This window comes from Priestia sp. D3YE.R1, from assembly GCF_049199565.1.
Lineage (GTDB): Bacteria > Bacillota > Bacilli > Bacillales > Bacillaceae_H > Priestia > Priestia aryabhattai.
Genome location: NZ_JBLTHW010000005.1, coordinates 1 through 17,997, shown reverse-complemented (window position 1 = coordinate 17,997; position 17,997 = coordinate 1). Strand labels below are relative to the sequence as shown.

Genomic DNA, 17,997 nt, shown 5'->3' with positions numbered 1-17,997 from the left:
ATTAGTTTCTTTTAAAATTACCCATAAATAATATCAAAAAAAAGCAGTTGAAACCGATATGTTCAACTGCTTTTTTATTCCTGTAATTTTGATTATGTTGACTAAAGATATATATGATATACACCGTTTCTTTGATCCATTTTCTGATAAAATAGTAATTAATAGTAATCAAATTAGAAAGAGGCTGATTAATGTGACGGTGAATGTTATTTTTAATCCATTCTTTGCTTTAATAATTCTTGTTATAGGGGTATGGATGGGAAGTACAGTTAACCAATTGTTTGGATTAGTAGCAATTTTGGGAGGCTTGTTGTTAGGGTTCTCTAACTTATTCAAAAACGGTATAACAATTAATAAAAAGTCAAAGGTTTTACTTTTTGCCTCTTTTGTTTTTCTATTAAGTCTATTCTCATTAACTTATTTAGTTGTATCAACACTTTATCTTTAATTTCTAAAAAACACTTAAACTAAATAAGCAGTTATAAGGATCTTCTAAGGAAAGATCCTTTTTTAGTGCCAATAAGATGTATTATGTAAATTTAATTCAAGAATAATGTAATATATATATTGAATAATGTAATGTATATGTTACACTAAAATTAGGAAGGAATTGGTTTATATTGAAAAACAATGTAAAAATATTTCGTGTACAGGCTGATTTAACTCAGCATCAATTAGCTGAAAAAGTTGGTGTTACTCGTCAAACCATTAGTCTAATTGAAAAAGGAAAATATAATCCTACATTAAAACTTTGCTTAGAAATATGTTATGCAGTCAATAAAACCTTAGATGAGATTTTTTGGGTTGATCAGGAGGAGATTTAAATGAAAGTAATAACAGACGAAAGACTTGTTATAAAAAACTTAAAAAATATTCGTATTGCGTTTGCTTTTCAAACTTTAGCACTTGTGGGGATTGTACTATACGACGGTATTACGAAAGGATTCAATAATATTACCAATAATCCTATATGGCTAGTTTTGATACTTACCAGTGTTATATTAGGGTATTTGAACTTAAGTATTTCTGTTGACTCCTATGAAAATGAGAAACGAATTAGAAAAATGCCCTATTACTTATCAGTATTATGTTGTTTAGCTGCTGGAGTTATCTTTGGTCTGCTAACACAGATAACATCAAATAGTAGCTTGGCTGATAGTATAATAATTGGTTCAGTTATATTTTTATGTTTTTTAGGAACTTTTTCATTTGGTTATTTTTTAATAAAAAAACGTTCTAAAGACGATGAAGAATAAATTATAAATACTTCCCATAAGGAACATTGTGGGAACTAAAATTAATAAGTAAGCCTATTTATGTTACAGTGTACATAGAAACATGTATGAGTCTGGAGGAAAGGTTATGAAACGTGCAATAGGGATATTTCTTATTGCTCAAGCTTTATTAACGTACTTAACTATTAAGATGATTTATACCCCTTTTATCGTTAGAGTATTGGATAGAAATACTGGAGTTATGACAGTTTCATATAGTTTCCCTTTAACGTACTGGTTAATTTGCATAGCTTTGGGCATTATGCTTATAGTGGGAACTTACTTAGTTTTTGCTAAAGAAAAGAAGCAGATCTTTAATTAAAGGTCTGCTTTTCATTTCTACCAATAAAAGGTTTTGTGGTAACTAAAAGTGAGCATATATTTTTAGGTTTGAAGAACATGATATTTATTAGAATAAACATCGTGTGTTTTTCTAGAGCTTGCACTATAGATGCAACCTTTACGGAGCAATTCCGCACTATCCTATTGCATAAGTGAAAGTTTTAAAAAATGTATCTATATTTTCATTTTACGAAACAGATACGGAAAAGTATGAAAATCTTTATTAAAAACTCTCAAATAAGAGAGTTTTTGATTCAATATGCTATAAATTTTATTGATTACCTTTAATGAAATGTAAGGATAAATGCTTTCTAGAGAGTTTGTTCATCATAATAGAACTATGTAACCTTAGTTACGATGACAAGTATCGTCGGTAAAAGAATAAGCAAATTCTATTAGACTAGTTTGTTTAATACGATAAGGTTTTAAGGTCTATACCCGTACAAGAAATCAAACATAAAGAAACATATAAAACCTATAAGCAAGACAGGAACCACACTGATTCCTAAATATACACGATGTAGAGGCTTTTTTAGTTTTTTGAACCAGTTATAATATAGTATTAAAAAAAGAATGCAAAGAGGTATAAAGAACACAGCAGAAAATATATCTGTTAACTTTGAGTTTGCATCCCAATATTCGTCCGGAACAGGAGTATGCACATACCATTTATCGGCTAAACGAGTTTGAAGATAACTAAAAAGTAATATTCCTAACGAATAATAGACACCAACCAACCACTTTAGCCATTTTGGTAAATAAGACTGACTTGCAACAATACACATAAGTACTAATATAAAAAACACTGGAACACCGTAACTCATTTGAAACCTCCAACACAATCTAAGTTCCTAACAACAAAATATAGGTAATTTTACCATATAAGTTTATATGTGTATATATTGGTGTTTAAATCGAAGATACAGAAACTTAGTTAACATAAAACAGATTACAGGAACCAAAAAGCTGAAAGAGCCCCATTATTGGTCTTTCAGCTTTTACTTTTATTAATTAAGTTAACCGCCAAGGAACGTAACATATAAATACCATTTCTTCTAATTCTGGTCGTACAGTAGCTTCTTCATGAAAAAAATAGCCATGTTTATATACTAAGCCTATCCTTTTCTCGCTTAAAAAATTAAGTATTCCATCTGCTTCTTTATTTCTCCAAAGGTGTAATTCCTCATTTTTTAAATAATTGACCATTAAATTATTAGAAATATCTTCTTCAGAAAATAAAATAACTGTATCCAAACTTTCGTTAAATAGATCAAGAGTGAATTGTTCCTCATCATACTTAGTTAAGTTTTTATAAAAGTATTTAATAGTTCGAATCTCTTCTGATACAAAAGGCGTGTAATCCTTTTCGTCTTTCATATAAGAATAGTTTAACTCTTTAAATCCCTTCTTTTGAAGGTTTCTTTCGCATAACAGTTTTTGTATTTTACTGTGGCCCTCAATAGGCTTCAAAATATAAAAATAGTGATCTTTATTATTCAAAAACGAGAATAGCTTATTTTTTTTAATTAGATATCTATTTATTAGTCGCATTGCCTCAATGTTATTATCAAATTTGTAGTCCCACTTATAAGCCCCCACGTTGGATGCAGGTTCATATTTAGCTAAAAACCATTTGTTATTTGCAATCATCTCTACATTTCCCTTTATAAGCTTTATATTTCGTCATAATAGACTAAATGGCAGGTTTATTCTCTTTTAATTATATATCAAAACTGAGTTAGAAAACTTAAATATCCTATACATTTCTAGTTAACATAATCACAATTCTAGGAACAACAAAAGAGGAAAGTTTAGACTTTCCTCTTTTGTTTTGGAAGTAGAAAAACTTAACATAGTAAAAGATTAAAAATATTCTTAATTAGGGAATTGATAGAGTTAATTCAAGTCTTTTATATACCATGCATCCATAGCAGAATGTTCAGAACCTGGTAATGGTTTCAATAAAAGTTTAAATCCAAATTTTTCATATAATTTGCATGCAGCCTTTAATTCATGCTGTGTTTCTAAATAACACTTTTTATAATGTTTAGAAGCAAATAACAAAGCTGTTTCCGTTAGCCTTGTTGCAAGCCCTAAACCTTGTGTTTTTGGACTTAAGTATAGCTTTTGCAATTCACAAACTTTATCTTGTTCATTAAATGGAGCTATACCAATTCCTCCAACAACTTCTTGATCCATTTCCAATACCCAATATTTTGCATAGTTTAGATTATTATAATATTGGTAAAGGTTGTTAAGTTGGGGGTCAAAATAAGCTGTTCCGGGAATATCTAAACCAAGCGATTTTAATGAATTCTGTATTATTTCTTTTATCTTTTTATTATCTTCAATTTTAATTTCTCTAATAATCATATACTATCTCCTTCAAGCACCAATATTAAACAACTTCATTTTAAATAATTCCTTATAATTACATTTTATCAAAGATTACAATTTATTTTAGAATAAATACTATATATAACAGAAGTTAACATAATGGATTTTTCCAGAACATATACAAAAAAGACTCCCCAAAGCCCCTTTCATTTTATAATTATGAAATTCCCTATACATCAACTTTTGGTTTAGTGTGATTAACTATGCTGATAAAGATAGCTTTTTAAATATATATAAGTTCTTTACATTACATTTGTAATGAAAGAACTTATTTTGGATTCTATTTGTATCTTATTTCAATGTTATTTAATTCGAATTAAATTCTCAAAAGAACTGAAAACTTTTAGAATAAGGGATGAAAAATAATAAGGGAGGATCGATATTATGACAAATATTTCTTTATCCGGTAATGGAAGTACTCCTTTTCAGCAGCTATTAGGCCATAATACAAATGTATTGAATGCTTGGAACAATCTAGGGGAAGTTTTAGAAGGGGATAACAGCCTCTCAGCTTCTTTGAAAGAGCAAGTTAGAAGAACGTTAGCTCAAAAAAATGGATGCGAATACTGTAAAGCAAAAGGAAAGCCTAACCCAGATTTATTTGATGAAAAAACGTCTCTTGCTGTAGGTTTTGCGGAAGTTTTTTTAAAACAAAGAGGGGAAATAAACGAATCCTTTTTTCAAGTGTTGAAGGAAACCTTCACAGATCGTGAAATTAGTGAGTTATGTGCATTTATCAGCTTTACTACAGCTTCACAATATTTTGGATCCTTATTGGCTTTAAAGCCAAATAAGAAGTAAGCATATGATCTATTAGATCAAGGGTTTTTCCTGAATCAATAAGAGTAGAAATAGGTAGAGTTTACATCATATTTATTATATCTATTTAATAAATATAATTTTGTTCTTAGAATAAGGGGGAAGGCATGCTTTAAATAAGATAAAATCATAAACTTTATTAAAATTTACACTAAATATGATGAGAATAAATACCTTTAGGTATTATTCTTTATTAGTAAAATATAAGGAGGAACCTTTATTGATTTCGGAATTATATACAAAAAGGTTACACCTAAGAAAGATGCATGAATCCGATGCATCTAATTTATTTAAAATTTGGTCTGATCCTCATGTTACTAAGTACATGAATATTAACGATTTTACCGAGATAAAACAAGCAAGAGATATGATTAACTTCTTAAATAAACTAGCTTTTGAAAAAAAGGCTATTCGCTTTGCTATTATTGAATTAAAAACAAATGAAATTATTGGATCATGTGGCTATAACATTTTAGACATCGAGCATTCAAGAGTTGAAATCGGATACGAGCTTTCCAAAGCAGTATGGGGGAAAGGATATGCATCTGAAGCTATTGTCAGTCTATTAAATTATGCTTTTTTAGATTTGGACATAAACCGAGTTGAAGCAAAAGTAGAGCCTTTAAATACTAATTCGATTAAAACTTTACATCGGTTGAATTTTACATTTGAAGGAACACTTAGGCAAGTAGAGAAGTCAAAAGGAAAGTTTATAGATCTTAATGTATATTCAAAATTAAAAACAGATTAATGGCTTAATTCAATTATGTATCTATTTATTTTACTAACATTGACTGTAAAGCATATCGTGATTAGAAATACATTTTTACCTTTGTCAACGATATTTATTGGATCAAGTATGGAAAGAAGTAGAGCTTGTTATTAACTTTTTTAAAAAATTCGCTGGTTGAGAGCAGAAGGAGCAGATAAATAAATGAGTACAAAAAAAATATATCTTATCCCATTTGAAACAACCCATATTCAACATTTACATAAATGGTTGAATGATGAACAGGCAATGCGAATGATAGGTAGGACACCTTTAACTTATGAAGAGGTAGTACAGGAAGTAGAAAAGAAAAGAATGGATGACGATTTAATTTTAGGTATTGAAAACAATAAACAAGTATTAGTTGGATGGGTATTCCTAAAAGATATAGATCATGCACATGGAAGAGCTAGTATCGGCATTCTTTTATCTTCCGAAGCTAGAGGCCAAGGATATGGTCAAATAGCTATGGAGCAAATGATTGATATAGGTTTTAAACAGCTTCGTCTAAATAAAATCTATTTAACAACAAGAGGATTAAACGAACAGGCCATTGCATTATATAAAAAAATTGGTTTTGTTACAGAAGGCGTATTAAGAAATCACGCCTATGTGGAAGGGAAGTATGTAGATACATATTTTATGGGTATATTAGCTTCAGAGTGGAACAGATGAACCTAAACTTATGTTTATTATAATTTCCTTCTAGATTAAAGGTTGAGGGGATTTGATTGTAAATAAATTTATATGAAGACCTTATTCTTAAGAGTGGTTGGGGTGTGACGACTTATTTTCACAAGAAAAGGTCTTCTTTTTGTAAATTATTTTTAGCTTCGTTTTTGTAAGCTCTTCTATTCTTTACTCACGTATTTTTAATTCATTTTTATCAGAGTTCACACATCAGTTCACAATATATACCATACATCTTTAGTTACCATAATTCATGTTCTAGGTAGCAAGTAAAAAAGAAGCCTCTAGCTGAGACTTCTTTTTTACTTTTATTGAACTTTCTTATTTTTATACCAGGTTAAATGTTAGCATCCTCTTTAAATTTTAATATGGCTTCTACTGCCTTTTTGTATCCTCCAGAATCACTTAAAGATTTTCCAATTTCCAAGCTTCTTTCTTTGAATGAAGAGTTTGATAGTACTTGTTCCGTTGTATTTCGTAATGTAATAGCATCCAGTTCTTGACGATTAAGTTGTAAACCAGCTCCTAATTCTTCAATTCGATTAGCCACTAGTGGTTGATCCCCCATAACAGGGATAACAACGAGAGGAACACCAAAATAAAGCCCTTCACTCGAACTATTCATTCCACCATGAGTAATAAAAACATCTGCTTGTTGTAGTATTTCTAATTGTGGTACATAATTACGCACGATGAAATTAGGTGGAATATCTTTAAATTGGCGAATATCAGTCTGTTTTCCTACTGATAATACAACTGTAGCTTTACTTTCTTGGAATGCTTTAAAACAGGTAGTATATAACTCAGGTTGCTGATTAAATACCGTGCCCATTGAGATAAAGATGAGCCTGTTACTAGGGATACTTTTTAAAGGAAGAGTTTCTACATCTTTCCGTGGCGCAATAGAAGGACCAACAAAGATAAAAGACTCATCAAATTTATCAGCATGGGGTTGATATAACTTAGAGGTAAATACAATCGTGATATCCCCAGGACAAGACATCAAGTTTTGACTATCACTGAGAATTACTCCATATTTATGCTTCCATTTTGTCGATATTTCTTCAATTTCCCGATACCTTGGGGAGGTTTTATCTATTTCTCCTCTGCTCTTTATAAGGGCTGAAAAGATATCCTCATTAATGGCAAATGTTGTACAAGAAGATATTTTAGGTATCCCCAATACATCAGCAATAATCCATCCTGCGGCGAAATTATTATCATAAATAACATAGTCGTATTTCTCTTCTCTTATTTCGTTTAAAACATTCTCTATAATCTTATCCATTGACCGTCCCATAAATAGCAACATTTCGAGAGGATCTATTTTTTCCGTCATCCTTTTCATTGGATCTATATTGCGTACAAAATTTTCATAAGGACGAAATAAAGCACCTGTTTTTTCAATTTTGTTTTTATATTCTTCCACACAGTAATAGACCACGTCTTCTCCCTTTTTCACTAGCTCTTCTACGAGTGCAATGGTGGGATTAACATGGCCTTCTCCAGGAAAATTAAAGAATAATACCTTTCCCATTGAAATTCCTCCTTTTTTTCACAATAAAAAATAACAAAATATTAATATATTTCCTTATTATACCATAAAATATTTTTTAATATCATATATTTTCTTAGTTCACATAATGTCTCTTTACCGGCATCTATCTTTATATAGTTAAAAAGCATTTAAGCTGTTATTTTCTCTTTTAACGTAAAGAAGATTCTTTTGTTTTCTACACATTCCAGCATAACCTTCAAAATTTTTTGAATAAAAGTATATCCCTTTATTATTTATCAAAAAATATAGAGAAAACTGGATTTCTTGAAGCTTAAGAACTATCTGTATAGTGCTTATTCGAAAAAGAGCCTTTTTGACAAATGGGGTGAAAATTTGAAATCAAAAATAATCTTAATTCTTAGTATATCTTTTATTATATTTATGCTTGTTTTACTCTTTTTTTATCTAATCAAAGGGGATTCCTCTCGTTGGCAGGTAGCATTGGGGGGTGTGATAGTAAGCGCATTACCAATCTTGTTATTGCTTATGAAGGTTAATCCTTTCCCAATTTCTCTTATAGTGGGGTATTATGTTTTTCTTTTTTGTACCCTATTTTTAGGTTCAATTGAAGATTTTTATAATCGCTTTAAATGGTGGGATGCTGTTCTACACTTTTATAAAGGAATCTTCATGGGGTTTGTAGGAATTTCTCTTTATAAGCTACTTATAGCTACTCGTATGCAAGCTAAAATTTCTAAATGGGCCATTTTCTTATTTGTACTTTCAATCTCAGTGAATGCTACAGTTTTATGGGAAATTTATGAGTTTTTAGGTGATTTAACTTTTACTCATACTATGCAATCAGGAGGAAATACAGATACCATGTATGACATGATTTTAGATATGGCATCAGCTCTTTTAACTGCTATTTATTCTATGAAACGATGAGAAAAACTATAAATAATATAGGAGGTGTTGGAATGAAACGTAAGCTGGTTATATTGTTTAGTTTGATTTACGTCATTTTTATGGGATGTTTGGCAGTATTTTATTATGTGAGTAATGAATCCTTTAAGGCCATGGTTTCAATAGGTGGTTTCGTATGCGGATTAATCCCCCTTTTATTAGCTTTTTTTACTAAGCTTAAATTTAACTTGCCTATCATCATTTCCTACTTAGTTTTTTTATTTTGTTCACAGTACCTAGGTTCAATTTTAGGTTGGTATGGATTAGGATGGTGGGATACATTTTTACACTTAATAAGTGGAGCTATCCTTGCTTTTACAGGAATCGCTTTATATGAACGATTAATACATCGAAGTGCAGGGGAGTATATATCAGCATGGTTTGTTTTTCTATTTACCTTTTCTTTTGCTGCACTTGGAGGTGTCATTTGGGAAATATACGAATTTAGCTCAGATCAACTTTTCGGAATGACTTTACAGGGCGGTGGAAATAAAGATACAATGATTGATTTAATTGCAGATACTTTAGGGGGCCTTCTTGTAGGAGCATGGGCAGGATGGTGCACAAAGATAAAAAGATCTAATTAAAATTTACTAACTCTCAAATATTCTGTGCATATGGTAAAACTCCTTACTGATTAAGGAGTTTTATTCGTATGATCTCATGACAATTTCAAAATCTTTCTCTAACATACATTTTCAGTATAAGGATGGGAATATTAACAAAAAGATATTTTGTATGAGTAGAATCGCCAAAGGGAATCGATACCCTTTAAAAATAATTTAATGGATGTGTAATAGATGTCAGTGGCTACAACAGGAAAGAAAAAAGAAAAAATTTATATCATCAGCGCACTTGCATTACTTTTTCTTTATTTTCTCCCTATGTATGCATTAGGAGAAGACGCTCACATACGTGTTCATGATAATTTAGATTCTAATATTGCTTGGTATAAGGTGCTTTCTAAAAGTGGTCAGATATTTGGGGGCCTCCACTCTACGATTCCTCAAGTGATCAATGGATTGCCTCGTGATGCATTCGGGACAGCATTCAGTGGGATTGTTTGGCTTCACGCTCTCTTTCCTTCTATGACTGCTTACGCTTTAAGCCAAACAATTACTCGGTTGGTTGCTTTTGGTGGAATGTATTTACTATTGAAGAAACACTTTATTAAACACGAAGATGCCCACTTTGTTCGTGTTGGTGTATCACTTGCATTTGCACTTACTCCATTTTGGCCTTCAGGCATGTTAAGTACATTAGGATACCCTCTTGCTTTGTGGGCATTTTTGAATATCCGTTCTGGAGATTTTTCATGGAAAGAATGGGTGGCTCTTTTCCTTTTACCCTTTTATTCAAGCTTTGTACTTGGCTTTTTTTTCTTTTTAGTAGCGATTTCTTTTTTATGGATTTATGACTTGATTAGAACGAAAAGATGGAATTGGTCATTTCTATTTAGCCTTATTTTTATGACATCCCTTTACCTTTTAATTGAATATCGCCTTGTCTATTCAATGGTTCTTTCAGAACAGCCAAATCATAGGATGGAATTTATATCTTCTCGACATGATTTTTGGCACTCTATGCGCCTTTCCCTTAAAAACTTTCTCATAGGGCATACACATGTCATGACTGTTCATACGCATGTTATTCTCCCAATATTATTTTTGACCCTTATTTTATTAGCTGTTAAGAAGAAGATAAAACATAATAAACTATTCGTTTTTTTATTTCTTTTAAATGTGGCTTTATCAGTGTGGTACGCTTTTTGGTTTAATACTTTATGGATTCTTCTCAAAGAAAAGATCAGCTTTTTAAATACATTTAACTTTGCGAGGTTTCATTTCTTACGAATTATTGTTATTTACCTTAGTTTCAGCTTAGCCTGTTACATCCTATGGAAACTAGGTAAGTTTTGGAGGCAATTGGCTAATATAGCAATTATAAGCCAAATCATAACACTTCTCCTGTTTAACGAAGAACTTCTCTATGGCCATTACTTTCACTCTCCTTCTTTTAGGGAGTTTTATGCTACAGAACAATTCAAGGATATAAAAGATTACATTGGCGACCCTCAGGATTCGTATCGTGTAGCAAGTATTGGACTCCATCCAGCTATTTCACAATACAACGGTTTCTACACACTAGATACGTATAACAATGTGTATCCTCTTGAATACAAGTATAAATTTCGAAAGATAATAGCCAAAGAGTTAGAAAAAAATAAGCAATTAAAAAAATATTATGATGAATGGGGAAGTCGCTGTTACATCTTTGTCAATGAACTTGGTAAAACATACGAGTTCACAAAAGATCAAAATATAAAAGTACGTCATTTGCAGCTAAACACGAATCAATTTAAAGAAATGGGTGGTCGTTATATCTTTTCATCGGTCCCTATTCTGAACGCGAAAGATAATAACCTTTCGCTCTTGAAGGAATTTAATCATAAAGAATCTGCGTGGAAGATTTACTTGTATCAAGTAATGTAGGAGGTATAAAAATTGAAGCCAACGCTGCCTTTAGTAACAATAGTGGTTCCTTGTTACAACGAACAAGAAGTATTAAAAGATACTATTACGCAACTATCCTCTGTTTTAGATGATTTAAGAAAAGAAGAGTTAATTTCAGCTAACAGCAAGATATTATTTGTAGATGACGGTAGTAAAGATCGTACATGGTCATTAATTGCGATGGAGAGTACCATTAATAGCTATGTAACAGGACTAAAGCTATCATGCAATGTAGGACATCAGAAGGCTCTTCTTGCTGGACTAGAGAAAGCTAAATCTAAATCGGACTGTGTCATTTCGATTGATGCCGATCTGCAAGATGACGTTTCTATTATTCGAAGTTTCATCTTAAAGTATCATGAGGGGGATGAAATTGTATATGGTGTACGCGATAGCAGAGAAACAGATACTTTTTTTAAACGAAATACTGCTTTATGTTTTTACCGTCTTATGCAAAAGTTAAATATCAACCTTATTTATAACCACGCAGATTATCGTTTAATGAGCAAGCGAGCGATTGAAGAACTTTCGCGTTATAAAGAAGCAGATTTGTTTTTAAGAGGAATTGTCCCTTTAATTGGATTTAAATCCTCAAACATAACATATAATCGAAAAGAGCGTCTAGCCGGGGAAACCAAATATCCTTTGAAAAAGATGGTCTCTTTCGCATTTAATGGTCTCACCTCATTTAGTGTGGTTCCTATTCGAGCCTTTACTTTTTTAGGTTGCTTATTATTTTTTATAAGTGTGATTACAGGTGGTTATGCGTTTATTCAAAAGTTATTAGGTAACACGAGTATAGGCTGGACCTCTCTAATTATCTCTATTTGGCTGTTAGGTGCCATACAGTTAATAAGTATTGGGGTGATAGGAGAATACATCGGAAAGATCTTTATAGAAGTAAAAAAGAGACCTCCTTATGCGATTGATATTGACTTGTATACAGAAAGATTAGGAGTGTCAACGTTCGCAGAAGAAAATTTATTAACTAAAAAAGAGTTCAACTAAATCAGTTTTTCTTATAATAAGGTGTATAGATTATATATACCCAACCCACTTCTTTCTTTTTTATAAATATTTTTTATTTTCACATGACAATTCGATACCATGGGTTTTTAGTTTCATTCTAGGTTTTGTTTTAGCACTTATTAGACACTTTTAAAAATTATTCAAATGAATAATTTGCATCAATCTAATACAAACAAGCATATCTTTGTAGATATGCTTGTTTAATTATGTAATGAAGTTCTTATCTATCTAATACAAAATTAAAGTATAGCTATTTTACTATTTCTTACACTTTTCCTTCAGAGCACGTTATTCATTTATTTTTTTATGGTTTAAAAACCCAAAACCTAGTACCTATATAGTTTAATCCCACGCTAACAATCGTTACTAAAACCTTGCTGTAAGGAAGTGAAATATTAAATTTATAATGAAACACAGTTAACAAGAAAGAGGTAACAATTAAAGTAAAAACATTTAGGACAGTAAACTTGAGAATTTCATACTTCCCCCTTTTACCCTGTTGTTGAAACGTCCATGTTCTATTTAGAAGATAACTGTTTACTACACCGCATCCATATGATATACATTGAGCTATTATATAATATACGTCTAAGTAAGATAACAAAGAAAAAACGAGAAAATCAATAGCTGTATTTAATCCTCCCACAATACAAAATTTTAAGTAGTGTAAGTAGTGAATGTTCCCTTTATTAGCAACTTTCAAATTAAACAGTTCTCCCTTTCTTTGAATTGTATAGTGACACTATAATAATCTCATAATAAACAAAAAAGTTATTGGAACATAAACAAGAAAAAAAGCTGCCAGAGAGGGCAGCCTTCTTCCTTAATATAAGTTTGCAATGGAAGACGCCCTTCAGGCATCTTGAGTAGTTTACTCAACGTACGAAAAACTTATGTATAGAAAGGAGAAAAGCCTACTACTTATTGACATTAAACCAGCCTTTTCGTTTAAACCAGAGAATCATACCGATGGTCATTAAAGCCATGATTCCTAAAACAATATAATATCCGTAGTGCCAGTGAAGTTCAGGCATATAATCAAAGTTCATTCCATATAGCCCTACGACAAATGTAAGAGGGATGAAAATAGAGGAGATAATGGTTAACGTCATCATAATGGAGTTCATCCGATTGGCGTTAAGTGAAAGGTAATTATCTCTCATATCTGATGTCATATCTCGATTAGCTTCCACCATGCTTGTTAATTTTATCAAGTGGTCATAGATGTCATTGAAATAGGCTTTCTGCTCCGCAGGTATATGTAAACGTTCAGAATTAATAATTCGATATAGCAGATCACGCATAGGAAGAATGGTTTTTCTGAGCTTTAATAAATCACTTCGGATATCAAAAACATCATTCATTAGTAAAGCAATTGATTTTTTGGCATCTCTGCTTTCAATTTCATTTAATTTATCCTCAATTTCATACACAATTGGGAAGTAATCATCCACTAATTGGTCTAGAACCGCATAGGCAATATAAGACACTCCTTTATTAAATCCACTAGGATGTTGTAAAAGGCGTTGTTGTACTGTTTTAATACTGATTACCGGTTTAAAGTGAAAGGTCACTAAATAATTTTCTCCAATAAATAAGTCTACTTCTTCAACATCTAACGTGTTGCTGTTTAAATAATGAAGAACTAAAAAGCTGTAATCCTCATAATAATCAAGTTTAGGACGTTGTAATAAGTGAAGACAATCTTCGATAGCTAGAGGGTGAAAGTGGAAAAACGTCTCTAATACTTTTGCTTCTTCCTCGGATGGAGAGGCAAGGTCTATCCAGAACCACTTAATTGAAGGATCAGACAAGTGATCAAGGGGTACATCTTCTTTGACGTGTAGGTCTTGTGTAATAGCGATTGTTCGAATCATGCTACTGCTCCTCCATGTGATTAATTATTCTCTATTGGATAGTATGTTACATAAAATAAACGATTAATCCCACTGATAACAAGGCAATGAAATCTTTCTGATATTTTCTTCTTTTTTCTTCACTTGTATCTTTATTTTCACCAAAATATTTATCTATAAAAATAATAAAACAAAGGAGGAGGAAACTAAGGATGATATCCAGTATTAAGAAGTGAAAGAAATGATCTGTAGTAGTTAATGACATAGTAATTCTCCTTATTTTTCACGTTTAAGTGTGAGAATACTAAATAAGTCTCTCTTCATATTTTAATCAGGGACAAAAAGTACTAAAATCAATTTAGCTGCATAATAACGAATAGCATAAAAAAGAAAGGATTCTTTTTTTATTGTTTTCTTTATCCTAATGTCTATAATTAAAACATACAAAACAACTTATGATATACCAAAACATTCTATATGTCCTAACTTGTTGGAAGAAAGAGGATTATTAATCTTAAAAACAGGAACGTCTAGGAATAATATAAGTTAATAAGGTGATACGGAGAGGAAAGAATAAAACGTAACTATATAATAAAAGACATAGTAGTAGGAGATTTTCATGAAATACGCACAAATTTTTATTGATAGCCGAATTCGAAATGCAACGTTGATTGTATTGCTTATTTGTATGAGTATAGCTTGGCTATTTGATAGCGATTACTGGTACAATATAGCTGTTCTTATGGTTGCAGTATCTTTTCTCTTACATGGTGTAAATGATTATATCGTCGGAAAGAACAAAGCGCGAGGAACTGTTATTATACTATTGAGTGTTCTGTTTACTCTATATAATCTACTAAGAATTTTTGTTTTATGATAAAAATAAGATTCTTACACTTGCAAGGAACGAGGAGTTTTTATGTTTAAGAAAATAGTAAAATGTTATGATTACAAATTTATTGCAGCCTTAATTGTTCTAAGCCTCATCGGTTTAGTCATGGTTTACAGTGCTAGTATGGTAACGGCGGTTAGTCGTTACGGTGTTGAAGGGGATTATTTTTATCAAAAGCAAAAACTGGCTCTGATAGCAGGCCTCTTCTTTTTCTGTGTTTCTGCCTTTATTCCCTATAAAATTTATCGAGAGAAAAAAGTATTAAAAATCTTATTAATAACAATAATTACGCTTCTTGCTCTGGTCCTTATTTTTGGACATACCGCAGGAAATGCACAAAGTTGGCTTATACTGGGTCCGGTTAGAATACAACCACTAGAATTTACGAAACTAACGATCATTGTATATTTATCGGCTGTTTTTGCAAATAAACAAGAGTATATCAATGATCTAAAGCGCGCTATTATTCCACCTACCCTTGTTGTATTGTTTATTTGTTTCTTAATTGCTTTGCAACCCGATTACGGTGGGATTTTACTTATTTTAGGGACCGTTTCGGCTATTGTTTTATGTTCAGGTATTTCAGTAAAATCAATGCTAAAGATTGCCTTACTAGGAATAGTAGGGATCATTATTATGTTAGTTGTTTTATTAATAACGGGACATATTGATACTGTGTTTTCTCCTGTTCGTTTAGCTCGTTTTACTGGTTATCTACATCCGTTTGAAAATCAACAAGGGAACGGGTATCAACTGGTCAATTCTTACTTGGCTATAGGAACTGGGGGATTAACAGGTGAAGGGTTAGGACAAGGTGTCCAAAAAGCTGGTTACCTACCGGAATCTCACACTGATTTTATTATGGCGGTTATTGCCGAGGAATTAGGTTTTTGGGGAGTACTAATTGTATTGGGGTTGCTATTTTTTATTATTTTACAAGGCTTAAAAATAGCTAAAAGATGCAATGATCCTTTTGGTGCTTTATTAGCCATTGGAATTTCGGTCATGATTGGCATTCAAGCATTCGTTAATCTGGGAGCAGTAACGGGAATTCTTCCTATCACAGGTGTAACGTTACCATTTGTCAGTTACGGTGGTTCTTCTCTTACCTTGCTTATGTTTGCTGTAGGAGTATTAGCCAATATATCCATGTTTAATAAATTTGAAAAGAAATACAAAAACAAAGTAACGGATCCAAGGGAACTGAAAAGTGTCTAATGATTTGTATGAATGACATTTCTATAAAAATTATTGAGCTTAAAATAAAATTATAAACAAAAGACACTGGTTCTTAACCAGTGTCTTTTGTTTGTGGAAGGAGGTTAAGTTTGTAGTATTGCTAAAGGATTCAAAGGTCTATTAGAAATCCTCTTATGTATGATTCATATACTTTCCTAAAAATCTTATTTAGAAGACAAAAATTATTCCTTTCGAAAAAACTGCAAGGCGCTATAAACGATCCATAGAAAACAGGCGACCATAACTTGTTTTTCTAGACAAAGAATAATTGTCCATAATATCACTAAAGTTAAAATAGGAATAGATAACTTTCTTATCATTCACATCTTACCTTTCTTTATTATTCTCTTATCTATATTCATGAAAACGTAATGGATTGCCTTTTTTGGACAAAAAAAGGACGCCTATTATGGCGCCTAAATCCAACGAAATAATTTAAAAAAGGGGAAATATGTTAACTCTAAGAATTAACATGATCTTATTTGATTCTTACCCTTTTCAAAAAGAAAAAAACATACATATATTATAGATAAAACAAATAAGCTACTTAAAATTCTCTATTCCATTTATTGATCCTCTGGATCTACCTCGAGACTTTCAACCTCATCATTCTTCTTTACTTCTAATCGCACAACTTTATTTTTACTATCTCCAGACGTATTGTCGTCATCTTGCTCAAAGTCTTTAGATTTTTTATAAGTCTTTTTTCCACTAGACACTTCTATTGTTACATCATTATCGGTTTCTTTGATTAATTTCCCAATTATGCTATACTCTCCATCAGCATCTTTTTCGTATATACCATTTGAATCTGCTTTTGCTTGAGGAGTTAACTCTAGACTTTCTGCATTGTTATTTTTAGCATCAATCTCTACGTTTACTTGTTTTCCATCAATATCCTTAGGTGTATCTTTTTCTTTTTTAAACGACTTGCTCTTAGGAATCTTTACTTTTTTACCATCGATAACAAGTGTCAACTCATCATTCGTTTCTTTGTCTAGCGTTCCTATTAAATCAAAATCTTCACCTTGCTGTTTACTATCCGGATCTTTAGAGTACTGTTGTAAATTTGATTTATTTTCAGAAGAGCTATTTTTACTTTGTGATGTATTTTGAGATGAATCATTTTGATTAGAGCATCCTACAAGAGACCCTGTCGCTAAAGCACCTGCTAATGAAATACAAAGCACTACCATTTTTTTATTCATATAGATCATTTCTCCTTTTTCTTTATTTTTATTTATATTGCCTATTCTTTAAAAAACCAAACGAAATTACGATTCTAAAACCGGAGGCGTTTTATACCATAGTCACAATAATGATCATAATTAATCTTCTGTTAACTACCATCTTTGTAAGAGACATTAATTAGTTAGACATTTTGTTCTCTTCTTTATAATGACCTGTATATATCATTATAATTATGAGCCAAAGCGCACTAATAAGGTATCCGCCTAAAATATCGCTTGGATGGTGCACACCTAGATAAATACGACTGAATCCCATTACTAAGATAAGAATACTTGCTAGTAAGGAAAGTAGAACCTTTATTCCATTGCTCTTTAAATGTGTCCATAACAGGAATAGAAGTATACCGTAAAGAACAAAGGAACTCATAGCATGTTGACTAGGAAAGCTATGTTTATCTACCTCTACTAAATGAAATCCATCTGGGCGTGAACGGCTAAATAAATACTTTAGACCCTCGCTGAG

The 17,997-nt window shown here is 31.4% G+C and carries 21 protein-coding genes; 12 read left to right on the top strand and 9 right to left on the bottom strand.

What is annotated here, in order from left to right; genetic code table 11:
• The first annotated feature begins 620 nt into the window (after positions 1–620).
• The 3 genes from ACOZIR_RS23365 (at position 621) to ACOZIR_RS23355 (ending at position 1,596) form a co-directional block, all read left to right on the top strand.
• Positions 621–824, top strand: a complete 204-nt coding sequence (locus ACOZIR_RS23365) for a helix-turn-helix transcriptional regulator (RefSeq protein ID WP_033580110.1) — start codon at positions 621–623, stop codon at positions 822–824.
• Entirely contained in the window at positions 825–1,256 is a 432-nt protein-coding gene (locus ACOZIR_RS23360) for a branched-chain amino acid ABC transporter substrate-binding protein (RefSeq protein WP_421535856.1), read from the top strand.
• Positions 1,257–1,362: 106 nt separating this feature from the next.
• A complete protein-coding gene (locus tag ACOZIR_RS23355; protein ID WP_377582375.1) occupies positions 1,363–1,596 on the top strand; it encodes a hypothetical protein in 234 nt (77 codons plus the stop codon).
• A gap of 445 nt (positions 1,597–2,041) precedes the next feature.
• Here the strand turns inward: ACOZIR_RS23355 and ACOZIR_RS23350 are convergent, their stop codons facing one another.
• The 3 genes from ACOZIR_RS23350 to ACOZIR_RS23340 all read right to left on the bottom strand — a co-directional run bounded on the left by ACOZIR_RS23350 (position 2,042) and on the right by ACOZIR_RS23340 (position 3,989).
• A complete protein-coding gene (locus tag ACOZIR_RS23350) occupies positions 2,042–2,440 on the bottom strand; it encodes a hypothetical protein (RefSeq protein WP_421535855.1) in 399 nt (132 codons plus the stop codon).
• Positions 2,441–2,627: 187 nt separating this feature from the next.
• The gene (locus ACOZIR_RS23345) at positions 2,628–3,266 is read right to left on the bottom strand and encodes a hypothetical protein (protein ID WP_421535854.1); all 639 of its coding nucleotides are present in this window, start codon (positions 3,264–3,266) and stop codon (positions 2,628–2,630) included.
• 246 nt (positions 3,267–3,512) lie between these two features.
• Positions 3,513–3,989, bottom strand: a complete 477-nt coding sequence (locus tag ACOZIR_RS23340) for a GNAT family N-acetyltransferase (protein WP_421535853.1) — start codon at positions 3,987–3,989, stop codon at positions 3,513–3,515.
• A gap of 408 nt (positions 3,990–4,397) precedes the next feature.
• Here ACOZIR_RS23340 and ACOZIR_RS23335 point away from each other — a divergent pair, with 408 nt between their 5' ends.
• From ACOZIR_RS23335 to ACOZIR_RS23325, 3 genes are all read left to right on the top strand, one after another.
• Positions 4,398–4,814 carry a carboxymuconolactone decarboxylase family protein gene (locus ACOZIR_RS23335; RefSeq protein WP_421535852.1) on the top strand — a complete coding sequence of 139 codons (417 nt, stop codon included), beginning with the start codon at positions 4,398–4,400 and terminating at the stop codon, positions 4,812–4,814.
• A 238-nt stretch (positions 4,815–5,052) separates the two neighbouring features.
• Positions 5,053–5,583, top strand: coding sequence for a GNAT family N-acetyltransferase (locus tag ACOZIR_RS23330; protein WP_421535851.1), 531 nt, complete (start codon positions 5,053–5,055; stop codon positions 5,581–5,583).
• A 183-nt stretch (positions 5,584–5,766) separates the two neighbouring features.
• On the top strand, positions 5,767–6,276 hold the full coding sequence (locus ACOZIR_RS23325) for a GNAT family N-acetyltransferase (RefSeq protein ID WP_421535850.1): 510 nt from the start codon (positions 5,767–5,769) through the stop codon (positions 6,274–6,276).
• Between the two features lie 352 nt (positions 6,277–6,628).
• Here ACOZIR_RS23325 and ACOZIR_RS23320 read toward each other — a convergent pair whose 3' ends face one another.
• Positions 6,629–7,828 (bottom strand): macrolide family glycosyltransferase, encoded by a 1,200-nt coding sequence (locus tag ACOZIR_RS23320; RefSeq protein ID WP_421535849.1) that lies wholly within the window; start codon positions 7,826–7,828, stop codon positions 6,629–6,631.
• A 354-nt stretch (positions 7,829–8,182) separates the two neighbouring features.
• Here ACOZIR_RS23320 and ACOZIR_RS23315 point away from each other — a divergent pair, with 354 nt between their 5' ends.
• The 4 genes from ACOZIR_RS23315 to ACOZIR_RS23300 all read left to right on the top strand — a co-directional run bounded on the left by ACOZIR_RS23315 (position 8,183) and on the right by ACOZIR_RS23300 (position 12,276).
• Entirely contained in the window at positions 8,183–8,737 is a 555-nt protein-coding gene (locus tag ACOZIR_RS23315; protein WP_421535848.1) for a membrane-spanning protein, read from the top strand.
• Between the two features lie 32 nt (positions 8,738–8,769).
• The gene (locus ACOZIR_RS23310) at positions 8,770–9,342 is read left to right on the top strand and encodes a hypothetical protein (protein WP_310878819.1); all 573 of its coding nucleotides are present in this window, start codon (positions 8,770–8,772) and stop codon (positions 9,340–9,342) included.
• Between the two features lie 213 nt (positions 9,343–9,555).
• The gene (locus ACOZIR_RS23305) at positions 9,556–11,247 is read left to right on the top strand and encodes a DUF6044 family protein (RefSeq protein ID WP_421535847.1); all 1,692 of its coding nucleotides are present in this window, start codon (positions 9,556–9,558) and stop codon (positions 11,245–11,247) included.
• A gap of 12 nt (positions 11,248–11,259) precedes the next feature.
• Entirely contained in the window at positions 11,260–12,276 is a 1,017-nt protein-coding gene (locus tag ACOZIR_RS23300; protein ID WP_310878821.1) for a glycosyltransferase family 2 protein, read from the top strand.
• A gap of 325 nt (positions 12,277–12,601) precedes the next feature.
• On the opposite strand, the gene ACOZIR_RS23295 is transcribed toward ACOZIR_RS23300, so the two are convergent.
• From ACOZIR_RS23295 to ACOZIR_RS23285, 3 genes are all read right to left on the bottom strand, one after another.
• The gene (locus ACOZIR_RS23295) at positions 12,602–12,943 is read right to left on the bottom strand and encodes a GtrA family protein (protein WP_310878889.1); all 342 of its coding nucleotides are present in this window, start codon (positions 12,941–12,943) and stop codon (positions 12,602–12,604) included.
• 271 nt (positions 12,944–13,214) lie between these two features.
• A complete protein-coding gene (corA, locus tag ACOZIR_RS23290; RefSeq protein ID WP_421535846.1) occupies positions 13,215–14,174 on the bottom strand; it encodes a magnesium/cobalt transporter CorA in 960 nt (319 codons plus the stop codon).
• A gap of 46 nt (positions 14,175–14,220) precedes the next feature.
• On the bottom strand, positions 14,221–14,418 hold the full coding sequence (locus ACOZIR_RS23285; RefSeq protein ID WP_421535845.1) for a hypothetical protein: 198 nt from the start codon (positions 14,416–14,418) through the stop codon (positions 14,221–14,223).
• Positions 14,419–14,772: 354 nt separating this feature from the next.
• Here ACOZIR_RS23285 and ACOZIR_RS23280 point away from each other — a divergent pair, with 354 nt between their 5' ends.
• Positions 14,773–15,030, top strand: coding sequence for a hypothetical protein (locus ACOZIR_RS23280; RefSeq protein ID WP_421535844.1), 258 nt, complete (start codon positions 14,773–14,775; stop codon positions 15,028–15,030).
• Between the two features lie 42 nt (positions 15,031–15,072).
• Entirely contained in the window at positions 15,073–16,263 is a 1,191-nt protein-coding gene (gene ftsW / locus ACOZIR_RS23275; protein WP_421535843.1) for a putative lipid II flippase FtsW, read from the top strand.
• A 587-nt stretch (positions 16,264–16,850) separates the two neighbouring features.
• On the opposite strand, the gene ACOZIR_RS23270 is transcribed toward ftsW, so the two are convergent.
• Complete coding sequence (locus tag ACOZIR_RS23270) at positions 16,851–17,492, bottom strand: hypothetical protein (protein WP_421535842.1); 642 nt, start codon at positions 17,490–17,492, stop codon at positions 16,851–16,853.
• A 160-nt stretch (positions 17,493–17,652) separates the two neighbouring features.
• A partial coding sequence (locus tag ACOZIR_RS23265; RefSeq protein ID WP_421535841.1) for a phosphatase PAP2 family protein occupies positions 17,653–17,997 on the bottom strand: 345 nt, incomplete at its 5' end.

What these genes read in the sequence shown, in the direction of transcription:
- ACOZIR_RS23360 (WP_421535856.1), top strand. Translation starts at nt 825, where the DNA reads ATGAAAGTAATAACAGACGAAAGACTTGTTATAAAAAACTTAAAAAAT.
- ACOZIR_RS23355 (WP_377582375.1), top strand. Translation starts at nt 1,363, where the DNA reads ATGAAACGTGCAATAGGGATATTTCTTATTGCTCAAGCTTTATTAACG.
- ACOZIR_RS23350 (WP_421535855.1), bottom strand. Translation starts at nt 2,440, where the DNA reads ATGAGTTACGGTGTTCCAGTGTTTTTTATATTAGTACTTATGTGTATT.
- ACOZIR_RS23345 (WP_421535854.1), bottom strand. Translation starts at nt 3,266, where the DNA reads ATGATTGCAAATAACAAATGGTTTTTAGCTAAATATGAACCTGCATCC.
- ACOZIR_RS23340 (WP_421535853.1), bottom strand. Translation starts at nt 3,989, where the DNA reads ATGATTATTAGAGAAATTAAAATTGAAGATAATAAAAAGATAAAAGAA.
- ACOZIR_RS23335 (WP_421535852.1), top strand. Translation starts at nt 4,398, where the DNA reads ATGACAAATATTTCTTTATCCGGTAATGGAAGTACTCCTTTTCAGCAG.
- ACOZIR_RS23325 (WP_421535850.1), top strand. Translation starts at nt 5,767, where the DNA reads ATGAGTACAAAAAAAATATATCTTATCCCATTTGAAACAACCCATATT.
- ACOZIR_RS23320 (WP_421535849.1), bottom strand. Translation starts at nt 7,828, where the DNA reads ATGGGAAAGGTATTATTCTTTAATTTTCCTGGAGAAGGCCATGTTAAT.
- ACOZIR_RS23310 (WP_310878819.1), top strand. Translation starts at nt 8,770, where the DNA reads ATGAAACGTAAGCTGGTTATATTGTTTAGTTTGATTTACGTCATTTTT.
- ACOZIR_RS23305 (WP_421535847.1), top strand. Translation starts at nt 9,556, where the DNA reads ATGTCAGTGGCTACAACAGGAAAGAAAAAAGAAAAAATTTATATCATC.
- corA (WP_421535846.1), bottom strand. Translation starts at nt 14,174, where the DNA reads ATGATTCGAACAATCGCTATTACACAAGACCTACACGTCAAAGAAGAT.
- ACOZIR_RS23285 (WP_421535845.1), bottom strand. Translation starts at nt 14,418, where the DNA reads ATGTCATTAACTACTACAGATCATTTCTTTCACTTCTTAATACTGGAT.
- ACOZIR_RS23280 (WP_421535844.1), top strand. Translation starts at nt 14,773, where the DNA reads ATGAAATACGCACAAATTTTTATTGATAGCCGAATTCGAAATGCAACG.
- ftsW (WP_421535843.1), top strand. Translation starts at nt 15,073, where the DNA reads ATGTTTAAGAAAATAGTAAAATGTTATGATTACAAATTTATTGCAGCC.
- ACOZIR_RS23270 (WP_421535842.1), bottom strand. Translation starts at nt 17,492, where the DNA reads ATGAATAAAAAAATGGTAGTGCTTTGTATTTCATTAGCAGGTGCTTTA.